This is a genomic window from Ruminococcus turbiniformis (assembly GCF_020687545.1).
Taxonomy (GTDB): Bacteria; Bacillota; Clostridia; order Lachnospirales; family Lachnospiraceae; genus Mediterraneibacter; species Mediterraneibacter turbiniformis.
In genome coordinates this window covers 56,710-78,424 of sequence record NZ_JAJEQX010000003.1, presented here as the reverse complement: position 1 = coordinate 78,424, position 21,715 = coordinate 56,710, and the positions used below count along the sequence as shown (strand labels likewise).

The window sequence follows — 21,715 nt, the reverse complement described above, 5'->3', positions numbered from 1 at the left end:
TTGAGGGTTTTTGAATGAAAAAACACAACTATAGCGTAAATACGATAAAAGAGAAAAGGGCAGGATATGCATTTGTCCTGCCCGCCATTATATTTTTACTTCTGCTGGTTATATATCCGCTTTTTTATAACATCACGATGAGTTTCCGTGATGTGACACTTCAGACATTTAACGGAGAGCAGGAGTTTGTAGGACTTCAAAATTATATTGATGTACTTTCCATGCCGGTAGTGCGCCGGGCGATTTTTAATACGATATTTTTTACAGTAGTATCGTTGATTTTCCAGTTCATTATCGGATTTGCACTGGCGCTTCTGTTTTCACAGAAATATGCACTGGCAAAAATATCCAGAGGACTGCTTATGGTATGCTGGCTGATTCCGGTTATCGTTTTCGCCAGTATATGGAAATGGATCTTCGCGGGAGATACTTCCGGAATTTTGAACTATATTCTGATGCAGATTCATGTTATTGATGAACCGATTTCATGGCTTACAACTCCGAACGGAGCAATGGCAGCATTGATTATTTCTAATATATGGAGAGGTGTTCCGTTTAACATGCTTTTGCTGGCTACCGGAATCACTACCCTGCCAAGTGATGTTTTTGAGGCTGCTGTAGTAGACGGAGCTTCCAAGATACAGAGCTTTTTCAAAATTACAGTGCCGCTCTTAAAGCCGACGATTATCAGTGTAATTACACTTGGATTTATCAATACATTCAAGGTATTCGATCTGATTTTTGTCATGACGAAAGGCGGACCGCTGGATTCTACTCAGATCCTTGCAACAGAATCCTATAAGATGTCGTTTACCAACTTTGAGTTTGGACAGGGTGCGGCGGTAGCGAACATTATGCTTATACTTATGCTTATTGTAGGATTTGTAAACCTGAAACTGACAGAGAAAGAAGGGGTGTAGCGGATGACCGGAAGAAAAAAGGCAAGAAATGTAATTTATAACGTGATTACTGTCATCGTGCTGATACTGTTCCTGTTCCCGATATACTGGATGGTGATTACATCACTGAAGGACACGGGAGAAATCTTTGCGAAGGTACCGACCTTTTTCCCGAAAAATATTACATTTGACGGATATATCTCCCAGCTTTCGGTGATTGGTTCGGTTCCTCTATGGAGACAGTTTTTGAACAGTTTTATCATTGCAACGCTGTCTACGCTGATTTCTGCGACACTTGCGGTATTTTCCGCTTACGGGCTGGCAAGATTTAAACTGAAGCTGAATAAGACACTTATGTTTGTTGTACTTGTTACCCAGATGATGCCGACAGTCTTATTCTTATCTCCGCTTTTTATTACATTCCAGAAAATCGGAGTGCTGGACACACTGCTGGCGCCGGTGCTTTACACAAGCCTTCAGAGTATTCCGTTCTGTATTATTACACTGCGGCCGTATTTCCTGGATATTCCGGGAGAACTTCAGGATGCGGCGCTGATTGACGGGTGCGGGCGTTTCAAAACATTTACAAAGGTAATGGTCCCTATTTCTTATCCGGGAATCGTTGTTTCAGCCGCATTTACATTCCTCTGGGGCTGGGGCGACTTAATGGGCGCGCTGACATTTATCCAGACAGATTCTCTTCAGCCGCTGACTGTTAATATGTATAAGGCAATCGGAGAATTTGGAATCGAGTGGAATAACCTGATGGCATATGCCGTTATCCTTACCCTTCCGGTAATGATTATGTTCCTGTTCCTTCAAAAGTACCTGATTTCAGGTATTACGGCAGGAGCTGTGAAAGCATAAAAAAGATTAGGACAGAAAACTGTGGCAGAGTCGATGACAGTACCGCAGCAAACTGGAGGATTACAGATGAATTTAAAACAGACATCGTTTTTATTATGGAAAGACGTCAGAATTACAGGAGGCTTCTGGAAGAAAAGACTTGAGATTAATGAGAAGGTGACGCTCCCCGCAGAATATGAACAGTGTAAGAAATCCGGGCGTGTTGATTCGATAAAATGCCTTTATAAGCCGGAGGAAGATGACCGGCCGGAAAAAGGAGAATTTACGATCGACGGAGTACTGTCGGAGAATCTGGCAGAGGACGGAAAGATCCCAAAACCTCATCACTATTGGGATTCAGATCTCGCAAAATGGATTGAGGCTGCATCATACATCCTTGCCGAACATCCGGATGCGGAAACGGAAAAAAGAATTGATGAAATTGTGGATGATTTTGAAAAGCTTCAACAGCCGGACGGGTATCTCAATACATACTACACTGTTGTTGAACCCGGAAAGCGTTGGACAAATGTCTTTGCAATGCATGAACTTTACTGCGCGGGGCATCTGATTGAGGCTGCATGCGCTTACTATCTGGCTACCGGCAAAAGAAAGCTGCTGGATATTATGTGCAGATATGCTGACTGCATTGACAGGACATTTGGCCCTGAGGAAGGCAAGATTCATGGATATCCGGGACATCAGGAGATCGAACTTGCTCTGGTTAAGCTATACCGGATTACCGGAGAAAAAAGGTATCTGAATCTCTCCCTGTATTTTATAAATGAGAGAGGAAAAAAACCGTACTTTTTCGATATGGAGGCGGAGAAGTACGGCAGAGATCCTGAGGAAAAAGGCCCCAAAGGGATTCTGGGCCGAAGTTTTCTTCCAGCCGGACCCTACGCGCTTTTTCAGTCCCATCTTCCGGTAAGGGAGCAGAAGACTGCAGAAGGGCATGCGGTGAGAGTCACATATATGGGATGTGCGATGGCGGATCTGGCAGCGGAAACCGGAGATGAGACGCTCTGGGATGCCTGCAAGACCCTTTGGGACAATGTGACGCAAAAGCGGATGTACATTACAGGCGGCGTTGGATCACAGGATGGGTGCGAAAGATTTAACTTTGATTACCAGCTTCCGAATGAGACATCGTACCAGGAAACATGTGCCAGTGTCGGTATGGTTATGTGGGCATCCAGAATGCTGCAGGTCAGACCGGACAGATGTTTTGCGGATTTTATGGAGCGGACACTTTATAATGGAGTAATCAGCGGCGTTTCACTGGAAGGTGACAGATTCTTCTATGCAAATCACCTTGCAGCCGAGCCGAAAATGTTCTCCGATCAAATCATCCGCAATCCGAGGATGTTCCCGGTAAGACAGAAGTGGTTTGCTGTTTCCTGCTGTCCTATGAATCTGGCAAGACTTACGGAATCAGTCAGCGGATATATATATTCAGAAAATGAGTCGACGCTGTATGTCCATCTTTTTGCGGACAGTGAGACAGAAATAAAGAGGGACAGCGGAACGCTCAGGGTTATTCAGAAGACAGAATATCCGTGGAATAACAAAATACAGATTACTGTCAAATCAGAAGGCAACGTTCCGCTGCGTGTTGCGGTACGCAATCCGTTGTTCAGCAGAGCAACAAAAATCTCTGTAAATGGCGAAGTCATTCACCCGGAAGAAGAATCAGGCTACCTTATTATTGACAGGCAGTGGGATGGGGACACAGAGATTCTTGTAGAGCTTGACATGAAACCGGAATTTGTGGAAGCACACCCGTCTGTACGGATGGATGCAGGAAAAGTTGCGATTCAGTATGGACCATTGATTTATTGTCTGGAAGAAGCAGACAATGGCCCTGGACTTCCATCAATATTTGCGGATACAGATTCAGAACTGTCGGTAAAGACAGAACCGGATCTGCTGGGAGGCATTCAGGTGATAGAGGGGTCAGCACTGAAACGGTCTGTGAAAGGCTGGGAGCATACTCTTTATCGGCCGGTCAACGATGATTTTGAAACAGTCAGATTCCGGGCCGTCCCATACTATGCATGGAGCAACCGGCAGCCAGGTGAAATGACTGTTTGGATAAACAGAATATATAAGAAGGTGGATAAATAACAATGAAAGCGATGGTGTACAAAGGGCCGGAAATCCTCAGCATCGAAGAGATTGCTGACGTTCCGGTGAAAGATCAGGAAGTGAAAATCCGGGTCAAAGCCTGCGGGATCTGCGGAAGTGATGTCCACGGATATCTTGGCAAGACCGGCAGAAGGATCGCCCCGATGGTTATGGGCCATGAGTTCTGCGGCGAAGTCGTAGAGCTGGGAAGCAAAGCGACAAAGTTAAAAAAAGGCGACCGCGTCACAGTCTATCCGGTGGATTTCTGCGGCGAGTGTGAGATGTGCAGAAAAGGCGACGTTCATCTCTGTCTGAACAAGAGAGCATACGGTGTGCTCGATGTGGACGGCGCGTTTGCCGAGTACATCAATGTGCCGGAGAAGTGCTGTTTCCCCATTGCGGACTCCGTGTCCTATGAGACGGCGTCTCTTATGGAACCGCTGGCTGTGGCCTACCGGGGAATCGGAAACGCCGGAGACCTGGATGGAAAGACCGTGCTGATTGTAGGCGCGGGTACGATCGGCCTTCTTGCTATGGCCTGTGTGAAGCAGAAAAACGTAAAGAAGATCATCGTCTCCGACTTAAGTGACCACAGACTGGAAGTTGCGCTTAAGATGGGAGCGGATGTGGCAGTCAACCCGGGAAAGGAAGACTTTAAGCAGAGGATTCTTGATGAGACAGACGGAAGAGGCGTGGACATCGCGGTTGAGGCGGTGGGCGCGGAGGCGACAGTGCGCCAGGCAATGTCAGCTCTGAGGCTTTCGGGTACTGCAGTGTGGATCGGAAACAACCAGCGTATGATCAACATCGATATGCAGGAAGTCGTGACACATGAGCTGTCCGTACACGGATCATTCCTGTACGGATATGACGAGTTCCAGAAAGTGGCCGGTCTTTTAAATGAAGGGAAGATCTATGTGGAGCCGCTGATCAGCAAGACAATCACGCTGGATGAGGCACCGGAATATTTTAATATTCTCGCGAACAGGCCGGGAAACCTGATAAAAGTTGTAGTTGTGGACAAAGACACAGTGGAGGTATGAAATGGGATACGACAGACAATTGATTAATCGGCTTGAAAACATGGCAAAACAGATCCGCCGGGATATTGTTACCTGCGTGGGTGTGGGCGTTGCCGGACATATCGGAGGCAGCAATTCCTCCGCTGATATTGTGACTGCGCTGTATTTTTATAAGATGAAACACGATCCGTCAAACCCGCAGATGAAGGAAAGAGACCGTTTTCTTTTAAGCAAGGGACATGTGGGAATCCTTCAGTATTCAGCGCTTGCAGAGAGTGGATATTTCCCGGTGGAAGACTTAAAGCATGTAAAAGAACTGGGCTTCTATCTTCAGGGACATCCGGACGTGATCAAGACACCGGGAATCGAAGCAGGCACAGGCTCTCTCGGACAGGGACTTTCCATCGGACTCGGTATGGCTCTCGGACAGAAGCTGGACGGTCTGGACAGCAAGACGTATGTACTTGTCGGAGACGGTGAGATTGCGGAGGGACAGATCTGGGAGGCTGCCATGGCGGCAAGCGCGTTCCACGCAGACAACCTTGTTGCGATTGTGGACAGAAACAGGCTTCAGGCAAACGGAAAAGTCAAAGAGCGGTTTGACTCCGGAGATATTATCGCGAAATTCTTAAGCTTCGGCTGGAACGTGATTGAGATTGACGGACACAACATGGAAGAGATCCTCACAGCGCTTGACGCTGCAGATGAGGTGAAAGGTATACCGACTGTCATTGTGGCCAACACAGTGAAGGGCAAGGGATTAAGCTTTGCAGAAAATGTGGTTGGATATCACAATGGAACGCTTACGGAAGATACATACAGACAGGCCATGGAGGAACTGGCATAGAGAAAGAGGAGGGATATCATGAGTTATAACAATCAGAGAATTGCTTATGGAAATACGCTTGTAGAACTTGGAAAGGACGATCCCAGGATTGTAGTGCTCGATGCGGATCTCGGCGGTTCCACCATGGGAAAAATGTTTGAGCAGGCATATCCGGAACGTCACTTTGAGATGGGAATCGCAGAGGCGGATATGACCAGTGTGGCAGCCGGACTCGCTCAGACAGGAAAGATTCCATTTACAAACTCTTTCGCAGCGTTTGCAGCAGGAAGAGCGTATGACCAGATCAGACAGACGATCGCCATCGGAAAGCTGAATGTTAAGATCTGCGGATCTTCCTCCGGACTGTCTGACTTCGGCGACGGCGCAACACATCAGTGTGTGGAGGACATGGCGATTATGCGGGCAATCCCGAATATGACCGTACTCTGCCCGGCGGACGCAAACGAGACGGTTGAAGCGGTCAAAGCGATGGCCAGGATGCAGGGACCGTGCTATATCAGGCTGAACAGAAACGACTATGAGAATGTGACAAAAGAGGGCGAACCCTTCAAGATCGGTGTGCCGAAAGTGTTAAAGGATGGCCACGATGTAGCTGTCTTCGCCACCGGATATATGGTCGGAGAGGCAATGAAGGCAGCGGAAGAGCTGGAAGGAAAAATCTCCGTAAAAGTGATCAACATCTCTACGATCAAACCGCTGAATGCGGAGGCAGTGCTTGAAGCAGCGGGAGACTGCCGGGCCATTGTGACAGCGGAGGAACACAGCGTGCTCTGCGGTCTCGGAAGCGCGATAAGCGAAGTGCTGTGCAAGGATCCGCGTCCCATTGAGTTCGTAGGAGTTCAGGACACATTCGGATGCAGCGCACATAATTATAAAGAGCTTCTCGACTATTTCGGACTGAATGCGGAAAAAGTGAAAGAGGCTGTGGAGAAAATGGCTGCGTATTAGGAGCAGGAAACAGAGCAGGAAAGGCAGGAAAATATCATGAAAATAGGATTTATCGGACTTGGAATCATGGGAAAGCCGATGGTGAGAAACCTGATGAAGGCAGGCCATGAGGTCGTTGTATATGACATTATCGAAGACAATATCAAAGAAGTGGAAAAAGACGGGGCAAAGGCGGCAGCCTCCTCCGCAGACGTGGCAAGACAGTGCCGGCTGATTATCACAATGCTTCCGAATTCCGGACATGTGAAAACAGCGGTGATGGGACCGGGCGGAGTCCTTGAGGGAGCAGAAGCGGGAAGCATCCTTGTTGATATGAGCTCCATTGCCCCGCTGGCATCTAAAGAGATTTGCGCGGCATGCGCTGAGAAAGGCGTGAAGATGATCGACGCTCCGGTTTCGGGCGGTGAGCCGAAAGCCATCGACGGAACGATGTCCATCATGGTGGGCGGAGACAAAGCTGTATTCGATGAAGTGTACGATATTCTGATGATTATGGGCGGCAGCGCCGTACATTGCGGAGACATCGGAGCAGGAAATACGACGAAGCTTGCAAATCAGGTGATCGTTGCAGTGAATATCGCCGCTGTGGCAGAGGCATTTATGCTGAGTACAAAGGCAGGCGTGGATCCGGAGAAGGTGTTTGACGCTATCAAGGGAGGACTTGCAGGTTCTACCGTGATGAACGCGAAAGTACCAATGATCCTGGACGGCAACTTCAAGCCGGGATTCAAGATCGACCTTCATATTAAGGATCTCAACAATGCGATTGAGACAGGCCATGCAGAGGGGGCGTACCTTCCGCTTACCGCACAGGTGATGGAGATGATGCAGATTCTCCACGAGGACGGCTATGGTCAGAACGATCACAGTGCGCTGATGCGTTTCTATGAAAAGGTGACAGGGACAGAAGTCCGTAAGTAATGAAGAGGGAGACTGCTGCAGGCAAAGCGGCAGTCTCCAGCCTTTCTGGAAGTTTTTTCCTTATGCCCCGATTGACATTCGCGGAAATATACGAGATACTTAGAATAGAGAAAATTTTTTAGAAAGCTGGGAACGAGGTATCAATGGGAATTAAACCGATCAAAAAAGTAAATGTAGGACAAATGGTTTTTGACCAGATGCAGGAGCAGCTGATCAGAGGTGAATGGAAGCCGGGAGATAAGCTTCCGTCTGAAAATGAGCTCGCGGAGATGTTCAATGTGAGCCGGATTACAATCCGTCAGGCTCTGCAGAAACTGTCGGCTCTGGGAATGATAGAGACCCGATTCGGAGAGGGCTCCTTCGTCAGAGAAGCCGATGTGGGCGAGAACATGAACGCACTCGTTCCCATGATGTATCTGAATAAGAATTCTAACTTTCAGGTATTTGAATTCCGAGAGATCATAGATGCGGAAGCAGCCGGACTTGCGGCAGAGCGGGCAACACCGGAGGCGGTTGAGGAGCTGGAAAAAATTCTGAAGGATATGGAGAAGTACAATAAGGCCGGAAATGTAAAGATGTTCGGTCAGAAAGACCTTGAGTTTCACTTCAAGGTAACCCAGATGACCGGCAACAGTCTGCTTATTCAGACGAATATCATACTGCGCAGGATTCTGGAAATATCCATGGAAGACGTTATCGACAAGATGGGATGCGAGCCGGCCATGTATTACCACACGAAGATCCTTGATGCGATAAAGAAGAAAGACCATGACAGCGCAATGCAGCTTATGAGAGACCATATCAGAAACAACAGAAAATACTACGACTAGAAACAGAAAGACTTGAAAAATTATGACTGAAAATATTGCGGCTAGAGTTTCAAAGTCCGTGACTTTTGTCACTGTAAATATGTCAGGATTATGATATACTGGCAGAAAAACAACAGGAGATAAAAGTCATGGGCTTTTCAATTGAAACGGGAATATCAGCATTTACAGTATTTGTACAGGGGCTTCTGAGCTTTTTCTCACCCTGTGTCCTTCCGCTGGTGCCTTTGTATCTGGGGTATCTTTCGGGCGGACTTAATATGGAACAGGCGAAAACTTCCGCCGCGCCGTCCGGGGACGGCAGGGCAGCTTCAGGGGACGGTGCTTCAGGGCAGGAGGGGGCAGGCCGGGCAGGAAATAGTGCAGGGAGTTTAAGAAACGCAAAACTCCGGCTTTTCCTGCGGGTGCTCTGCTTTACGCTGGGAATCAGCGGCGCCTTTTTTGTGCTGGGCCTGGGGGCCTCAGCGGCAGGCAGCTTTTTCAGCGAGCAGAGAATGCTTTTTGCAAGGATCGGAGGAATCCTTGTGATCTTTTTCGGCCTGTACCAGCTTGGCGTGTTCGGAAGCTCAAAGATTCTCGGAGAGGAGCACCGGCTTCCGTTTCATATCGGCAGGATGACCATGTCGCCGGTGACCGCGTTCCTGATGGGCTTTGCATTCAGTTTTGCGTGGACGCCGTGCGTGGGGCCGGCGCTTACGAGCGTCCTTCTCATGGCGGGAAGCGCCTCCTCGGCGGCGAAAGGATTCCTGCTGATCGGAGTGTATACGCTCGGATTTATCCTGCCGTTTCTCGCGGCGGGGATCTTTACGGCACAGCTTCTCGGAGCGTTTAAGCGCCACAGAAACATCGTGCGGTATACGGTGAAGGCGGGCGGTGTCCTGATGATCCTTCTTGGAGTTCTTATGTTTACCGGAAAGATGAATGATATTACAGGATATCTCTCCGGCACAGGGCAGCAGGGGACGGCGCAGAGTCAGAGTGTGTCGGATGAGAGCGGAAGCGGCTCGCAAAACGGGGACAATGCACAGGACGCAGACGATGCGGAGAATGGAGGAAATCCACAGGATGCAGGCGGTGCACAGAGCGGAGACAGCGCACAAGATGCAGGCACTGCGGGAAGCGGAAGTGTCTCTGACGGGGAGACGGACGGCCAGGAGACGGGAAACGGCAATGGAAGTACGTCCGGGGAGGACGAGGAAAAACAGCGGGCATATGAGTTCGAGATGACCGATCAGTATGGCAATACCCACACGCTTGCGCAGTATGAGGGCAAGGTGATCTTTCTTAACTTTTGGGCGACCTGGTGCGGGCCGTGCAGAAATGAGATGCCGGATATCCAGAAGCTTTACGAGGAGTACGCTTCCCAGGGAGAGGACGCAGAGGTTGTGATTCTCGGCGTGGCGGCTCCCGGATTCGGGCAGGAAGGATCCCGGGAAGAGATCGTAAGTTTTATGGAGGAGAACGGATATACTTACCCTGTGCTCATGGACGGGACAGGGGAGATGTTCAGCTGGTACGGGATCTCGGCGTTTCCAACCACATTTATGATCGATAAGGAAGGAAACGTGTTCGGATATGTGACCGGGCAGATGACAGAGGATATTATGCGGAGTATTATTGAACAGACGCTGGGGTAAGGAGGCAGCTGTGTCTGTGACAGGCTGTAAAGAATCAGAAAGAAGCGGATTTGTAAAAAGAAAGATTTGTGAAAAGAAAGATTGTTCCCCGGTGAGGACTTTTTCCCATCGGGGAATCGTGTTATAATGAGAACATTAGCTGGCTGCAATCCCGGAATATGCCTCCGGCACTTACGATGACTGCGGCGAAAGAAAATGAAAACAACAAATGAAAACAACAGACGAGGAAAGCTATGGTACAAATCGATAACGACTGCTTCTCGATCCCTCAGATCTGTGAGTCCGGCCAGTGTTTCCGGCTTGATCCGGTTCCGGACGAACCGGGGGCGTATGAACTGATCGCCCGGGACAGATATGTGAAGATACAGACGAAAGCAGAAGCGGCGGGAGAGGGAAAGACCGTTCTTGCGTGCTCCGGGGAGGAATTTGAGACGTTCTGGAAGCATTATTTTGATCTGGACACATGTTACCGGGACTATCTTGCCAGGGTGGATGAGAAAGACGGCTACTTAAATGCGGCCGCTGCGTTCGGAAGCGGCATCCGCATCTTAAGGCAGGATCCGTGGGAGATGATTATCACATTTATTCTCTCCCAGCAGAATAATATTTCCCGCATCAAAGGGCTGATCCGGAGTTTGTGCGAACAATACGGGACTGAGAAAACTACGGAGAAGGGAACGGTCTATTATGCGTTTCCCGAACCGGAAGCTCTCGCGGAGGCTACAGAGGAGGAGCTGCGCGGGATGAAGCTTGGGTACCGCAGTCCCTATATCTGCAAAACAGCACGGATGGCAGCGGAGGGAAAAGTGGATCTGGACAGGCTGTACAGGGCGGACGCTGAAGAGGCCCGCCGGGAGCTTATGAAGTTCCCGGGAATCGGGAAAAAAGTGGCGGACTGTATCTGTCTGTTTGCCCTGCACAAGATGGATTCTTTTCCTGTGGATACGCATATTAAAAAGGTGCTTGACACCCATTATTCCGGAGGATTTCCGTTTGACAGATACAAAGGGTGCGCCGGAGTGATGCAGCAGTATATTTTTTACTATGATTTAAAAGGAACCAGTTCAGAGCAGGACAGTGGGAGAAAGTGAGGCAGACGATGAAAAAAATACTGGCAGTGATCGACATGCAGAACGACTTCATAGACGGGGCGCTCGGCACGAAAGAAGCAGAGGCCATTGTGCCGGGAGTTATTCAGAAAATCCGCGATTTTGACGGGACGGTGATCGCCACGCGGGACACCCATGGAGAGGACTACCTGAACACGGAGGAGGGGAAGAATCTTCCGGTTGTACACTGTGTGAAAGGAACGCACGGATGGGAGATCCAAAGCGGGATAAAAGAGGCGCTTCTGGCGAAACCGGACAGCCTTGTTATAGATAAGCCTACCTTCGGGAGCGTGGAACTGGGCGAATATGTGAAAAAGTTAAATGAATCGGGAGACCCGGTGGAGGAGATTACCCTGATCGGTCTGTGCACCGATATCTGTGTGATCTCAAACGCACTGCTTTTAAAGGCGTATTTGCCGGAAGTACCGATCAGGGTTGTTAAATCCTGCTGTGCAGGGGTGACGCCCGAGAGCCATATACAGGCAATTGAGGCCATGAAGATGTGTCAGATCGAAGTGATAGAGTGAAAACTGCCGGAACAGAAACGGCGGCTGTGTCATAACAGAGAAGCAGAGAATATGACTGTCTTGAAAACAGCAAGTGCGCTGGATCAGGGCGGGATATAAAGAAAAAGGAGAGAAAAGAGATGGAAAATTTTGTTTACTATACCCCGACGAAAGTTGTATTCGGAAAAGGAACAGAACGGCAGGCGGGGGAGCTTGTAAAAGAGCAGGGATGCAGAAAGGTTCTTGTTCATTATGGAAGCGGAAGCGTGGTAAGAAGCGGACTCCTGGACCGGATTTATGGTTCATTGACTGAGGCGGGAGTGAACTATGTTTCTTTAGGCGGAGTTGTCCCGAATCCGAGGCTTTCTCTTGTGAGGGAAGGAATCGAACTCTGCAGAAAGGAAGGTGTTGACTTTATTCTTGCCGTGGGCGGGGGAAGTGTGATTGACTCTGCGAAAGCCATCGGATACGGTGTGGCAGACGGCGGCGATGTGTGGGAGTTTTATGAGAAAAAGCGCAAGGCAGCGGCGTGCCTGCCGATCGGCGCGGTTGTCACGATCGCGGCGGCGGGTTCTGAGATGAGCGATTCATCCGTTATCACGAATGAGGAAGGATGGCTGAAGCGCGGATACAGCAGCGATTTGGGAAGACCTAAATTCGCGGTCATGAACCCGGAGCTTACAATGACCCTCCCGCGGTATCAGACGGCGTCCGGATGCACAGACATTATGATGCACACGATGGAAAGGTATTTCTGCAACTGCACTACAATGGAACTTACTGACGGATTCTGCGAGCATCTTCTCCGGACAGTGATGAAGAACGCAAAGATTCTGATGAATGAGCCGGATAACTATGAGGCAAGAGCTGAAGTAATGTGGGCGGGAAGTCTGTCCCACAACGGACTGATGGAGTGCGGAGGGCCTCACGGCGACTGGGCTTCCCATCAGCTGGAGCATGAACTTGGAGGAATGTTCGACGTGGCCCACGGGGCAGGACTTGCGGCTGTCTGGGGAAGCTGGGCGCGCTATGTGATGGATGCAGACCCTGCAAGGTTTGCCCGCTATGCGGTGAATGTAATGGGAGTTGAGCCGGAAAACAGTGACACGAAAACCGCTCTGCGGGGAATAGAAGCTACAGAGGATTTCTTCCGTTCCATTGGAATGCCGGTCTGCATAAAGGATCTGGGCATTGACCCGACAGATGAGCAGGTGCACGAGCTGGCCGAGAAGTGCAGCCATTTCCGGAAGAGGACAATCGGCTGTATGAAGAAGCTGGATGTGGATGATATGTACCGGATCTACAGAAACGCTCTGGGATAAAAAGATAAAATGCACATCAGGATAAAGCGGCAGAAAAATGCAGCAAATACAGGAAAGAACAGGGAAAGGATGGCTGCGCAATGAATACGGTGGAAATTCTTGATGAAATCCAGACAAGAGTACTTGGAGACCATGATCTTAAGGAAAGATTTCTTCAGTCACGCAGGGAAGAGGATCCGCTCGGTGCGTTCTGCCGGATCTGCAGGGAACTCGGATATGACATTTATCCGATGGATGTAATTCAGGCAGGCGACGAGTTCTATGCGGCGATGAAAAGAAGTACGAACGGAGGCGGGGAAAACTCACCTGTGCTGAAGGGCGAAGACGATCTGTACGAAATGTTTTTCGCCGGTATTGAGTAGGTGCCGCGTTATGAGAATCAAACCATTGAAAAGGAGGAAAACGAAAATGGAATCAACATTAAAAGATTTAAAAGAAAGAAGAAGTATCCGCTCCTACAAACCGGAGCAGATTAAAGAAGAGGAGCTTCAGAAGATTCTTGAGGCCGGAACATACGCGCCCACGGGAATGGGAATGCAGTCGCCGAAAATTGTAGTAGTTCAGGACAAAGAGACACGGGATTATCTCTCGAAGCTGAATGCAGAATATCTTGGGGGAGGCAGTTCAGATCCGTTTTACGGTGCGCCTACGGTACTCGTTGTGCTGGCGTCAAAAGACCGCCCGACCTGTGTCGAAGACGGCTCTCTTGTCATGGGAAATCTGATGAACGCCGCTTATGCGGTCGGCGTTGGTTCCTGCTGGATCCACAGGGCAAGAGAAGTGTTCGCATCCGAGGAGGGAAAAGCTCTTCTGAAAAAATGGGGTATCGAGGGCGATTACGTCGGCGTGGGACACTGTATTCTCGGATATCCGGCGGATGATGCGGAACCGAAGGCAAAACCGAGGAAAAACGATTATATTGTCTATGTCAGATAGAAACAGATAAAATTTCTCATTTACACTGGCGTACTTCCGGCGGCCGCGGGGAATGATACCGGTAATCCGGCCGTTGGCGCTCCGGGGTATGAGAAGCCTCACTGAAGTCGTTTTCATGCAACATAAATTGCGATTGACTAACCATGCGCCGGATTCCTACAATATAAAAAAGGAGGGATACGATGCAGGCGTTATCGGAAGCAAAACCAGGTGAAGACTACACAATCAAATGGATGCTGGGACTGCCGGATGTTCTTGAGTTTCTGCACAGCCGCCATGTGGAAGAGGGCGGTACGGTGAGAGTTATCCGGCGCCTGAGCGACAGTGTTATTATCGGTGTTCAGGGTGAAGATGTGCGTCTTGTACTCGGAGACGGGATAGCCGATCGGATTAAGGTCTGACCGGCTGCTCTTCTTTTGCATGGAAACGGTGGAAAATCTGTCTGCTTGATGGTAAAATAATGAACAGCAGGTCAGGGGAACCCCTGCCAGGATAATAAAAATCAGCAGGCACTGCCGCAAAACTGCAGCCGTGCCGGAAAGTGCAGAAAGGAGAGCATGATGGAATCATACATGGAAATGCTCGCATCCCATGCGAAAAGCGCCGCGGCGGAAGCGGCCAGACTTGGTACTTCAGATAAGAACAGAGGACTTCTTACAGTTGCGGATGAACTGATCGCACAGCAGGAGATTATTTTAGAAGAGAATGAAAAGGATCTTAAGGCAGCCAGGGCGAAGAAAATGAAACAGTCGATGATTGACAGACTGGCGCTCAGTGAAAAAAGGATTGCCGATATGGCGGAAGGCTTAAGGCAGATCGCGTCTCTTGAAGATCCGATCGGGGAAGTCCTGTATATGAAGACAAGACCGAATGGACTGCGCATCGGACAGAAAAGGGTGCCTCTCGGCGTTGTGGGCATTATCTATGAATCCCGTCCGAACGTGACGGCAGATGCTTTCGGGCTCTGCTTTAAGACGGGAAACGCAGTGATCTTACGCGGCGGAAGTGACGCGATCCATTCAAACCAGGCGATTGTGCGCACCATTAAGGCGGGACTCAGAAAGGAAAGGCTTTCCCAGGATATGGTTGTCCTTGTGGAAGATACGAGCCGGGAAGCAGTCAATGCCATGATGAAAATGCATGGGATGATCGATGTGCTGATCCCCCGGGGCGGCGCGGGGCTGATCGCAAATGTGGTGGAGAACAGTACAGTTCCCGTGATTGAGACCGGAACCGGAAACTGTCATGTGTATGTGGACGCGGACGCGGATATCCGTATGGCGGCGGATATTATCGAAAATGCAAAGACGCAGAGGCTTGGCGTGTGCAATGCCTGTGAGTCTCTTGTCATTCACGGGGATATTGCTTCAGAAGCGCTTCCTGTAATTACCGCCAAACTTAAGAAGCACGATGTGGAGATCCGCGGCGACGAGAGAGCCCGCGCGATCTGCGAAGAGATCATCCCCGCCTCCGACGAGGACTGGGGAACAGAGTATCTGGACGCCATTATTTCTGTGAAAATCGTGGATTCTATCGATGAGGCGATCGCCCATATCAACCGGTACAACACGGGGCATTCCGAGTCCATCATTACGGAGAGTTACGCCAACGCACTGAAATTTCAGGATGAGATTGACGCGGCAGCGGTGTATGTGAATGCGTCCACGAGATTTACAGACGGCTTTGAGTTCGGATTCGGAGCGGAGATCGGCATCAGCACTCAGAAGCTCCATGCGAGAGGTCCGATGGGGCTTGAGGCGCTTACAACGACAAAATATATTATTTTTGGGAACGGACAGATCAGGAAGTGACAATGTGCAGCAGGATACTCATTATTGAGGATGATGTTCTCATCCGCGACGAATTGAAAATACTTTTGGAAAATGAAGGATACAGCGCGGACTGTGTCACTGAATTTGAAAATATTCCGGATCAGATCAGGCAGATTTCACCTGATCTGATTTTGCTTGACGTCAATCTTCCGGACCGGGACGGATACAGCATCTGCGCTTCGATCCGACGCTTCTGCAAGACTCCGGTGCTTTTCCTGACCGGGCGCAGCACAGCTATGGACGAGCTTGAGGCTCTGACTGTGGGCGGGGACGACTACATTGCAAAGCCCTGCAATATCCCTGTGCTTTTGGCGAGGATTAAAAACCTTCTATACAGGAGCGGCGGGAAGACGGATCCGGTAATGGAATATAAGGGAATCCGGCTGAATCCCGTCGCCGGCACAGTTTCCGCGGAAAAAAGAGAGGTCGAGCTTACGAAAACCGAGCTGAAAATCCTGTATTATCTTTTCCGTCATCCCGGAGAAATTGTCTCCAGGCTGGATCTGACAGAGTATCTCTGGGACAATGCGATCCATATTGACGACAATGCCTTAAGTGTCAATATTATGCGGCTGAGAGGGAAACTTCGCGAACTTGGCGCGGACGGCCTGATCCGGACAAAGCGGGGAATGGGGTACAGGATATGAGGTTTTCTGATTTTATCACTGACAGAAGGGAAGTTCTCCTTGCCTGCTTTGCGGGCGGAATAGTGTTTACTCTTCTTCTTGTGCTGTTCGGGCTTGGGACAGGAGAACTTGTACTTCTGTGGATCTGTTTTCTTCTGATTATTATTTCTGCGATGCTCGCCATCTGGCGCGGGGAGAGCAGAAGAGCACATCTTCTTCTGTCAGAGATGGAAAAGCTGGTCAGAAGCACTTGTTTGCGGAGATCGCGGATGTGCCGGAAAACGGGATGGAGAAAGTGTATTTCCGCCTTTTGAGAGAAGCGCTCAAAGATATGACGGATGAGGTGTCAGAAAGCAGGAGACAGAACGAGGAATACCGTGAGTTTGTAGAACAGTGGGTACACGAGGTGAAAGTGCCGGTCACGGGGATCCGGCTTCTGTGCCGGAACAACAGAAATGACGTGACACGGAAAATCATGTCTCAGACAGAGCGGATCGAGCAGGATGTGGAACGAGCTCTGTTTTACGCCCGGCTTGGCAGTGCGGAGAAAGACTGTTTTATAAAAGAGCTTTCTCTTCGGAAATGTGTGGAGGCAGTGATCTCGCAGAACAGACAGTATCTGATCGAGAACGGTGTGTCAGTTGACACAGAACGGGTTTCTCATACTGTGTATTCTGATGAAAAGTGGCTCTGTTTTATTCTCAGCCAGCTTCTATACAACAGTGTGAAGTACCGAAGCGAGAGAGCGCCTGTCATATGCATGGCGTCACAGGATATGGGAAATTATATCTCGCTGTCTGTGACGGATAATGGAATCGGAATCAGGGAAAGTGAGCTGGGGCGTGTTTTTGAGAAGGGATTTGTGGGGAGCAACGGGAGAAACGGAACTGTGGGCCGCAATTCCACTGGACTTGGGCTCTATTTATGTGAGCAGTTCTGCGAAAGACTTGGGACCGGCATAGAGATTGATTCCGAAGAAGGGCAGTACACGACAGTTTCCCTTCTTTTTCCGAAAGACATATCTTTGCAAAGCAGGGAATACAGAGAAATCTGACAAATCTGTCATTTAAAATCAATCAGCTTCTATACAACTTTCATCTGCCTTTGTCTATAATCGGGACAGCACCGGTAAATACGAAGTACGCCGGCTCTCATATCCGGTGCGGCAGGAGGTGTTTTGATGAAGATAATGATAAAACGGCAGCAGCCGCTGCTCCTTGTGGAAAACATTGAAAAATATTACGGCACGGCAGAGGCGGTCACGAAAGCGCTGAACCGGGTCAGCTTCCATGTGCAAAGCGGGGAATATGTAAGTATTATGGGAAGCTCCGGATCGGGAAAGACAACGCTTCTCAACTGTATTTCCACCATTGATACAGTGAGTGCGGGCCATGTGTTTCTGGACGGAAAGGACATTACGAAAATCAGCGAAGACGAAATTGCCGCTTTCCGAAGGGACAATCTGGGATTTGTATTCCAGGATTTCAGCCTGCTGGATACGCTGACGCTGGAGGAGAATATCGCGCTGCCTCTGACGATTGGTAAAATGGCGCCGGATCAGATTGAAGCGCGGGTGAAAGAGACGGCTGAGGCGCTCGGAATCAGCGGTGAACTTCAGAAATTTCCTTTTCAGGTATCCGGCGGACAGAAACAGCGCTGTGCCTTTGCGAGAGCTGTTATCTGCGGCCCGAAGCTGATCATGGCAGACGAGCCTACGGGATCCCTGGACTCCCATTCCGCGCAGATGCTTCTTGAGATGATGTCCCGCATGAACAGGAAAAACGGGGCTACGATCCTGATGGTCACCCACGACCCGCTGTGTGCCAGTTATGCGCAGCGGATTCTGTTTTTAAAAGACGGGAAACTCTTTAATGAAATCCGGAAGGGAGAAAAGACACGCTCTGTTTTCTATCATGAAATTCTCGACGTGCTCTCTGTGATGGGAGGTGAGCGTCCGTGATGTGGAAACTTTCCGTGCGCAATGCGAAGAGACAGGCCAGGGATTATTTTCTGTATCTGATCACGCTTGGATGCGCAGCCGCGTTTATGTATGCGTTTGGCAGCCTGATTTTTTCTGATCTTATAGAAATGCTCCCGGGGCTGGAGGTACTTCCGTACATGATCATTGCGGCCACTGTGCTGACTGTGCTGATTATGGGCTGGTTTGTCAGCTATATGTCCGGCTATATTCTGAAAAGGAGAAGCAGGGAGCTTAGCATTTACATGCTATCCGGCATGTCAGCAAAGCAGGTCAGCACACTTGTGTTCTGTGAAAACATGCTGGTCGGCCTGATTGCCTTCGCTTTAGGAATTCCTGCCGGCATTCTGCTGTCACAGCTTCTTGAGGCTGTGCTCTTTCATATGTTTGCTTTTCCTTATACGCTTCGATTCTCGTTTTCCCCCGGTACAGTCGGGATGACGCTGCTTGGCTTTCTTGTGATACTGCTGTACGCGGCGCAAAAGAGCCGGAAGCGGGTTCGAAAAGCGTGTCTGTATGAGCTGCTTTCTTATGACAGGCAGAATGAAAAAGAATCATTCTGCGGAAACGGACTGTCTTTTCCGCTTTTTTTCCTGTCGGTTCTATCCTGTGTGATCGGCGTGTCTCTGTTTATGGTACAGCCGTTCAGGAGAGGATATGATATTCTGGCGGGAACAGTCTGCATGGTGCTTTTCCTCGCCGGCTTTTTCCAGAGTGTCCCCGTATTTCTGTCGATGCGGTTCGGCGTCCGGCCTTCCTGGAAATACAGGAAAAACCGGCTCACCGTATTTCGCTGGTTCACGTCAAAGATCCGGTCCATGAGCGGGGTGATGAGTGTCCTTTCTGTTCTTCTTATGCTGTCTCTTACTCTTATGGGAACCGGTACGGCTGTGTATATGATTTCAGAAAAACTGGCACAGGACAGTATGTTTGATATTATGATCCTGTACCATGGAGAACCGCAGAACCATACGCGTCAGGACAGAGAATATGAGGAGTATCTCCGCAGTGAGTATCCGGTAAGAGGCTGCTGTTCCTATGGTGTTTATACGGACGGCCAGACGGATTTTTCCGAGGTCAGGGCGCGCACCGCAAAAGAACACGGATACTCAGCGGATAATCCCTATGCAGAATACCGGAGTGATACGTGCATGAGGCAGAGCGATTACAGGAAACTCAGGGAAATGCTCGGATATGGATCTGTGGAGCTGGATCCGTCACTCTGCTATGTTCACTGCGTTCCATCCCTGGAAAAGCCCTTTGAGGAGATGATCAGGAAAGAGAAAGAGCTGGGATTATATTCTGATTATTCCCGACCAGGCGGTGGAAGAAATGGAGAACGTGTACAGTCTGTGGGCGGCGGTGACGGAGCAGCCGCTTAACGGATATGATATACAGGCGATGAGGGATGCCTTTGACGGCCTTGAGAGTTTAAGGCGGGACCGGGCAATATCCACGGCGGACGGATTCATTACCTGTCTGACGGAGGAAAATGTGGATTATCTCTCAGGAAAGTGGTCGGAAAATGAGACTTCGGTTCAGGTATACGCAGTGGTGATCTGCCTGTTTTATCTTGCGCTCATTTTTGAAATTACTGGGGCAGCTGTTCTTGTTGTACAGCTCCTGAGCGACAGAGGGGAAAAGCAGAAAAGTGACCGGATTTTACAGTGGATCGGTATGGAAAAACGCATGATTATACAAATGGAAAACCGAAAGCTGTTCCTCTCATTTCTGGTGCCGGTTATCCCGGCGATGATTATGAGCGCCTGCTTTGTGTATACAGCGGCAAAGGGACTTCAGGCCGGATCTTTCCGTCTTCCTGCGTTTGGGACAGATCTCTGGATCGTCCGCGCGTATGCCGGCGCGCTCGGTTTTTTTGTGATTTTATACGGAATCTACTTCTGTGCGGCGCAGTTCAGTTTCAGAAAAGGGTAAAATTATAAGATTTTGCTTGCATAATATACAAAAAAGATGTATTATTATGCAAGCACATACAGAATAAGCGGATATCTATGCATGTGTAAATGCGTTCAGGAAGGACTTTACTTCCTTTTCAATGTGGTATATTATTAGTCAATGTGATATTTCGGCGTGTTTCCCGGAAAAAGACGGATGCCAGAGGAAAGAGACAGACGTCATAGTAAGAGCAAAGAAGGCGTCGGATACGTCCGGCCCATGCCGGAGAAAGGATATGGAGTAAAATTATGATAAAAGTTGGTATTATCGGAGCAACCGGCTATGCGGGCGGGGAACTCGTAAGAATTTTAAAAGGGCATAAAAATGCAGAAATTAAATGGTATGGATCAAGAAGCTACATTGACCAGAAGTATGCGGATGTGTACCGCAATATGTTCCAGATCGTAGACGCAGTGTGCATGGATGACAATATGGAAGAGCTGGCTTCCCAGGTAGACGTAATTTTTACCGCTACGCCTCAGGGACTGTGCGCGTCCCTTGTAAATGAGGATATTCTTTCAAAGACAAAGATTATTGATCTAAGCGCGGACTTCCGTCTGAAAGATGTAAGTGTATATGAAGAGTGGTATAAGATCGAGCACAAGGCGCCCCGGTTTATCGATGAGGCAGTGTACGGACTCTGCGAAGTGAACCGGGAGGATATAAAGAAAGCGCGGCTCGTCGCGAACCCGGGATGCTATACGACCTGTTCCATCCTGACGGCATACCCGCTGGCAAAAGAAGGCCTTATTGATATGGGCACACTTATTATCGACGCAAAGTCCGGTACATCAGGGGCGGGAAGAGGAGCAAAGCTTCCGAACCTGTTCTGTGAGGTGAATGAAAATATCAAGGCCTACGGAGTGGCAACACACCGGCACACACCGGAGATTGAAGAACAGCTCGGCTATGCGGCAGGAGAGAAGGTTGTACTGAATTTCACCCCGCATCTTGTTCCCATGAACAGAGGAATACTGGCGACCGAGTACGCGTCTCTGAAAGAAAAGGTGAGCTGGGAAGAAGTAAAGGCAGTCTATGATAAATATTATGTTGATGAGAAATTCGTGCGTGTCCTTGATAAAGACGTCTGCCCTGAGACAAAATGGGTGGAAGGAAGCAATTATGTGGATATCGGATTTAAGATCGATCCAAGGACGAACCGGATCATTATGATGGGCGCGATTGACAATCTTGTGAAAGGCGCAGCAGGACAGGCGGTTCAAAATATGAATCTCATGTTCGGGTGTGAGGAGAGCGAGGGGCTGGAACTGGTACCGATGTTCCCCTGATCGGGGACGTAGTGAAATTGGATTTGGGTACGTCCCCAATTGAAGTTCAGTGTGTCCCTAAATGGAATTCAGTGTGTCCCCAAATGA

Annotated in this window: 22 protein-coding genes; all 22 read left to right on the top strand. The window is 49.3% G+C overall.

The window, feature by feature from the left end; all coding sequences use genetic code 11:
• Nucleotides 1–14: 14 nt before the first annotated feature.
• Nucleotides 15–920 carry a carbohydrate ABC transporter permease gene (locus LKD70_RS02600; protein ID WP_227706499.1) on the top strand — a complete coding sequence of 302 codons (906 nt, stop codon included), beginning with the start codon at nucleotides 15–17 and terminating at the stop codon, nucleotides 918–920.
• A gap of 3 nt (nucleotides 921–923) precedes the next feature.
• Entirely contained in the window at nucleotides 924–1,766 is an 843-nt protein-coding gene (locus tag LKD70_RS02595) for a carbohydrate ABC transporter permease (protein WP_227706498.1), read from the top strand.
• Nucleotides 1,767–1,832: 66 nt separating this feature from the next.
• On the top strand, nucleotides 1,833–3,872 hold the full coding sequence (locus LKD70_RS02590; RefSeq protein WP_227706497.1) for a glycoside hydrolase family 127 protein: 2,040 nt from the start codon (nucleotides 1,833–1,835) through the stop codon (nucleotides 3,870–3,872).
• A 2-nt stretch (nucleotides 3,873–3,874) separates the two neighbouring features.
• Nucleotides 3,875–4,915 carry a zinc-dependent alcohol dehydrogenase gene (locus tag LKD70_RS02585; RefSeq protein WP_227706496.1) on the top strand — a complete coding sequence of 347 codons (1,041 nt, stop codon included), beginning with the start codon at nucleotides 3,875–3,877 and terminating at the stop codon, nucleotides 4,913–4,915.
• 1 nt (nucleotide 4,916) lies between these two features.
• Nucleotides 4,917–5,741, top strand: coding sequence for a transketolase (locus LKD70_RS02580; RefSeq protein ID WP_227706495.1), 825 nt, complete (start codon nucleotides 4,917–4,919; stop codon nucleotides 5,739–5,741).
• Between the two features lie 18 nt (nucleotides 5,742–5,759).
• Entirely contained in the window at nucleotides 5,760–6,689 is a 930-nt protein-coding gene (locus tag LKD70_RS02575) for a transketolase family protein (RefSeq protein ID WP_227706494.1), read from the top strand.
• 36 nt (nucleotides 6,690–6,725) lie between these two features.
• Nucleotides 6,726–7,610, top strand: a complete 885-nt coding sequence (gene garR, locus LKD70_RS02570; RefSeq protein WP_227706493.1) for a 2-hydroxy-3-oxopropionate reductase — start codon at nucleotides 6,726–6,728, stop codon at nucleotides 7,608–7,610.
• A gap of 143 nt (nucleotides 7,611–7,753) precedes the next feature.
• Nucleotides 7,754–8,440 carry a FadR/GntR family transcriptional regulator gene (locus LKD70_RS02565; RefSeq protein WP_227706492.1) on the top strand — a complete coding sequence of 229 codons (687 nt, stop codon included), beginning with the start codon at nucleotides 7,754–7,756 and terminating at the stop codon, nucleotides 8,438–8,440.
• Between the two features lie 128 nt (nucleotides 8,441–8,568).
• On the top strand, nucleotides 8,569–10,074 hold the full coding sequence (locus LKD70_RS02560; protein WP_227706491.1) for a redoxin family protein: 1,506 nt from the start codon (nucleotides 8,569–8,571) through the stop codon (nucleotides 10,072–10,074).
• Between the two features lie 233 nt (nucleotides 10,075–10,307).
• Complete coding sequence (locus tag LKD70_RS02555; RefSeq protein WP_227706490.1) at nucleotides 10,308–11,165, top strand: DNA-3-methyladenine glycosylase family protein; 858 nt, start codon at nucleotides 10,308–10,310, stop codon at nucleotides 11,163–11,165.
• A gap of 8 nt (nucleotides 11,166–11,173) precedes the next feature.
• Entirely contained in the window at nucleotides 11,174–11,710 is a 537-nt protein-coding gene (locus tag LKD70_RS02550) for a cysteine hydrolase family protein (protein WP_227706489.1), read from the top strand.
• Nucleotides 11,711–11,829: 119 nt separating this feature from the next.
• Nucleotides 11,830–13,011: an iron-containing alcohol dehydrogenase gene (locus LKD70_RS02545; RefSeq protein WP_227706488.1), complete on the top strand. Its 1,182-nt coding sequence runs from the start codon at nucleotides 11,830–11,832 to the stop codon at nucleotides 13,009–13,011.
• A gap of 80 nt (nucleotides 13,012–13,091) precedes the next feature.
• Nucleotides 13,092–13,373 (top strand): hypothetical protein, encoded by a 282-nt coding sequence (locus LKD70_RS02540; protein WP_227706487.1) that lies wholly within the window; start codon nucleotides 13,092–13,094, stop codon nucleotides 13,371–13,373.
• 46 nt (nucleotides 13,374–13,419) lie between these two features.
• On the top strand, nucleotides 13,420–13,947 hold the full coding sequence (locus LKD70_RS02535; protein ID WP_227706486.1) for a nitroreductase family protein: 528 nt from the start codon (nucleotides 13,420–13,422) through the stop codon (nucleotides 13,945–13,947).
• Nucleotides 13,948–14,129: 182 nt separating this feature from the next.
• Nucleotides 14,130–14,348: a FeoA family protein gene (locus LKD70_RS02530; protein WP_227706485.1), complete on the top strand. Its 219-nt coding sequence runs from the start codon at nucleotides 14,130–14,132 to the stop codon at nucleotides 14,346–14,348.
• A 159-nt stretch (nucleotides 14,349–14,507) separates the two neighbouring features.
• Nucleotides 14,508–15,758 (top strand): glutamate-5-semialdehyde dehydrogenase, encoded by a 1,251-nt coding sequence (locus tag LKD70_RS02525; protein WP_227706581.1) that lies wholly within the window; start codon nucleotides 14,508–14,510, stop codon nucleotides 15,756–15,758.
• A gap of 2 nt (nucleotides 15,759–15,760) precedes the next feature.
• Complete coding sequence (locus LKD70_RS02520; RefSeq protein WP_227706484.1) at nucleotides 15,761–16,426, top strand: response regulator transcription factor; 666 nt, start codon at nucleotides 15,761–15,763, stop codon at nucleotides 16,424–16,426.
• 118 nt (nucleotides 16,427–16,544) lie between these two features.
• The gene (locus LKD70_RS02515; RefSeq protein ID WP_227706483.1) at nucleotides 16,545–17,459 is read left to right on the top strand and encodes a sensor histidine kinase; all 915 of its coding nucleotides are present in this window, start codon (nucleotides 16,545–16,547) and stop codon (nucleotides 17,457–17,459) included.
• Between the two features lie 126 nt (nucleotides 17,460–17,585).
• Nucleotides 17,586–18,365 carry an ABC transporter ATP-binding protein gene (locus LKD70_RS02510; protein ID WP_320442576.1) on the top strand — a complete coding sequence of 260 codons (780 nt, stop codon included), beginning with the start codon at nucleotides 17,586–17,588 and terminating at the stop codon, nucleotides 18,363–18,365.
• Nucleotides 18,365–19,765, top strand: a complete 1,401-nt coding sequence (locus LKD70_RS02505; RefSeq protein WP_227706579.1) for an ABC transporter permease — start codon at nucleotides 18,365–18,367, stop codon at nucleotides 19,763–19,765. Before LKD70_RS02510 ends, LKD70_RS02505 begins: the two co-directional genes overlap by 1 nt.
• Entirely contained in the window at nucleotides 19,716–20,318 is a 603-nt protein-coding gene (locus tag LKD70_RS02500; RefSeq protein ID WP_227706482.1) for a hypothetical protein, read from the top strand. Before LKD70_RS02505 ends, LKD70_RS02500 begins: the two co-directional genes overlap by 50 nt.
• A gap of 269 nt (nucleotides 20,319–20,587) precedes the next feature.
• On the top strand, nucleotides 20,588–21,628 hold the full coding sequence (gene argC, locus LKD70_RS02495; RefSeq protein WP_227706481.1) for an N-acetyl-gamma-glutamyl-phosphate reductase: 1,041 nt from the start codon (nucleotides 20,588–20,590) through the stop codon (nucleotides 21,626–21,628).
• Nucleotides 21,629–21,715: the final 87 nt, after the last annotated feature.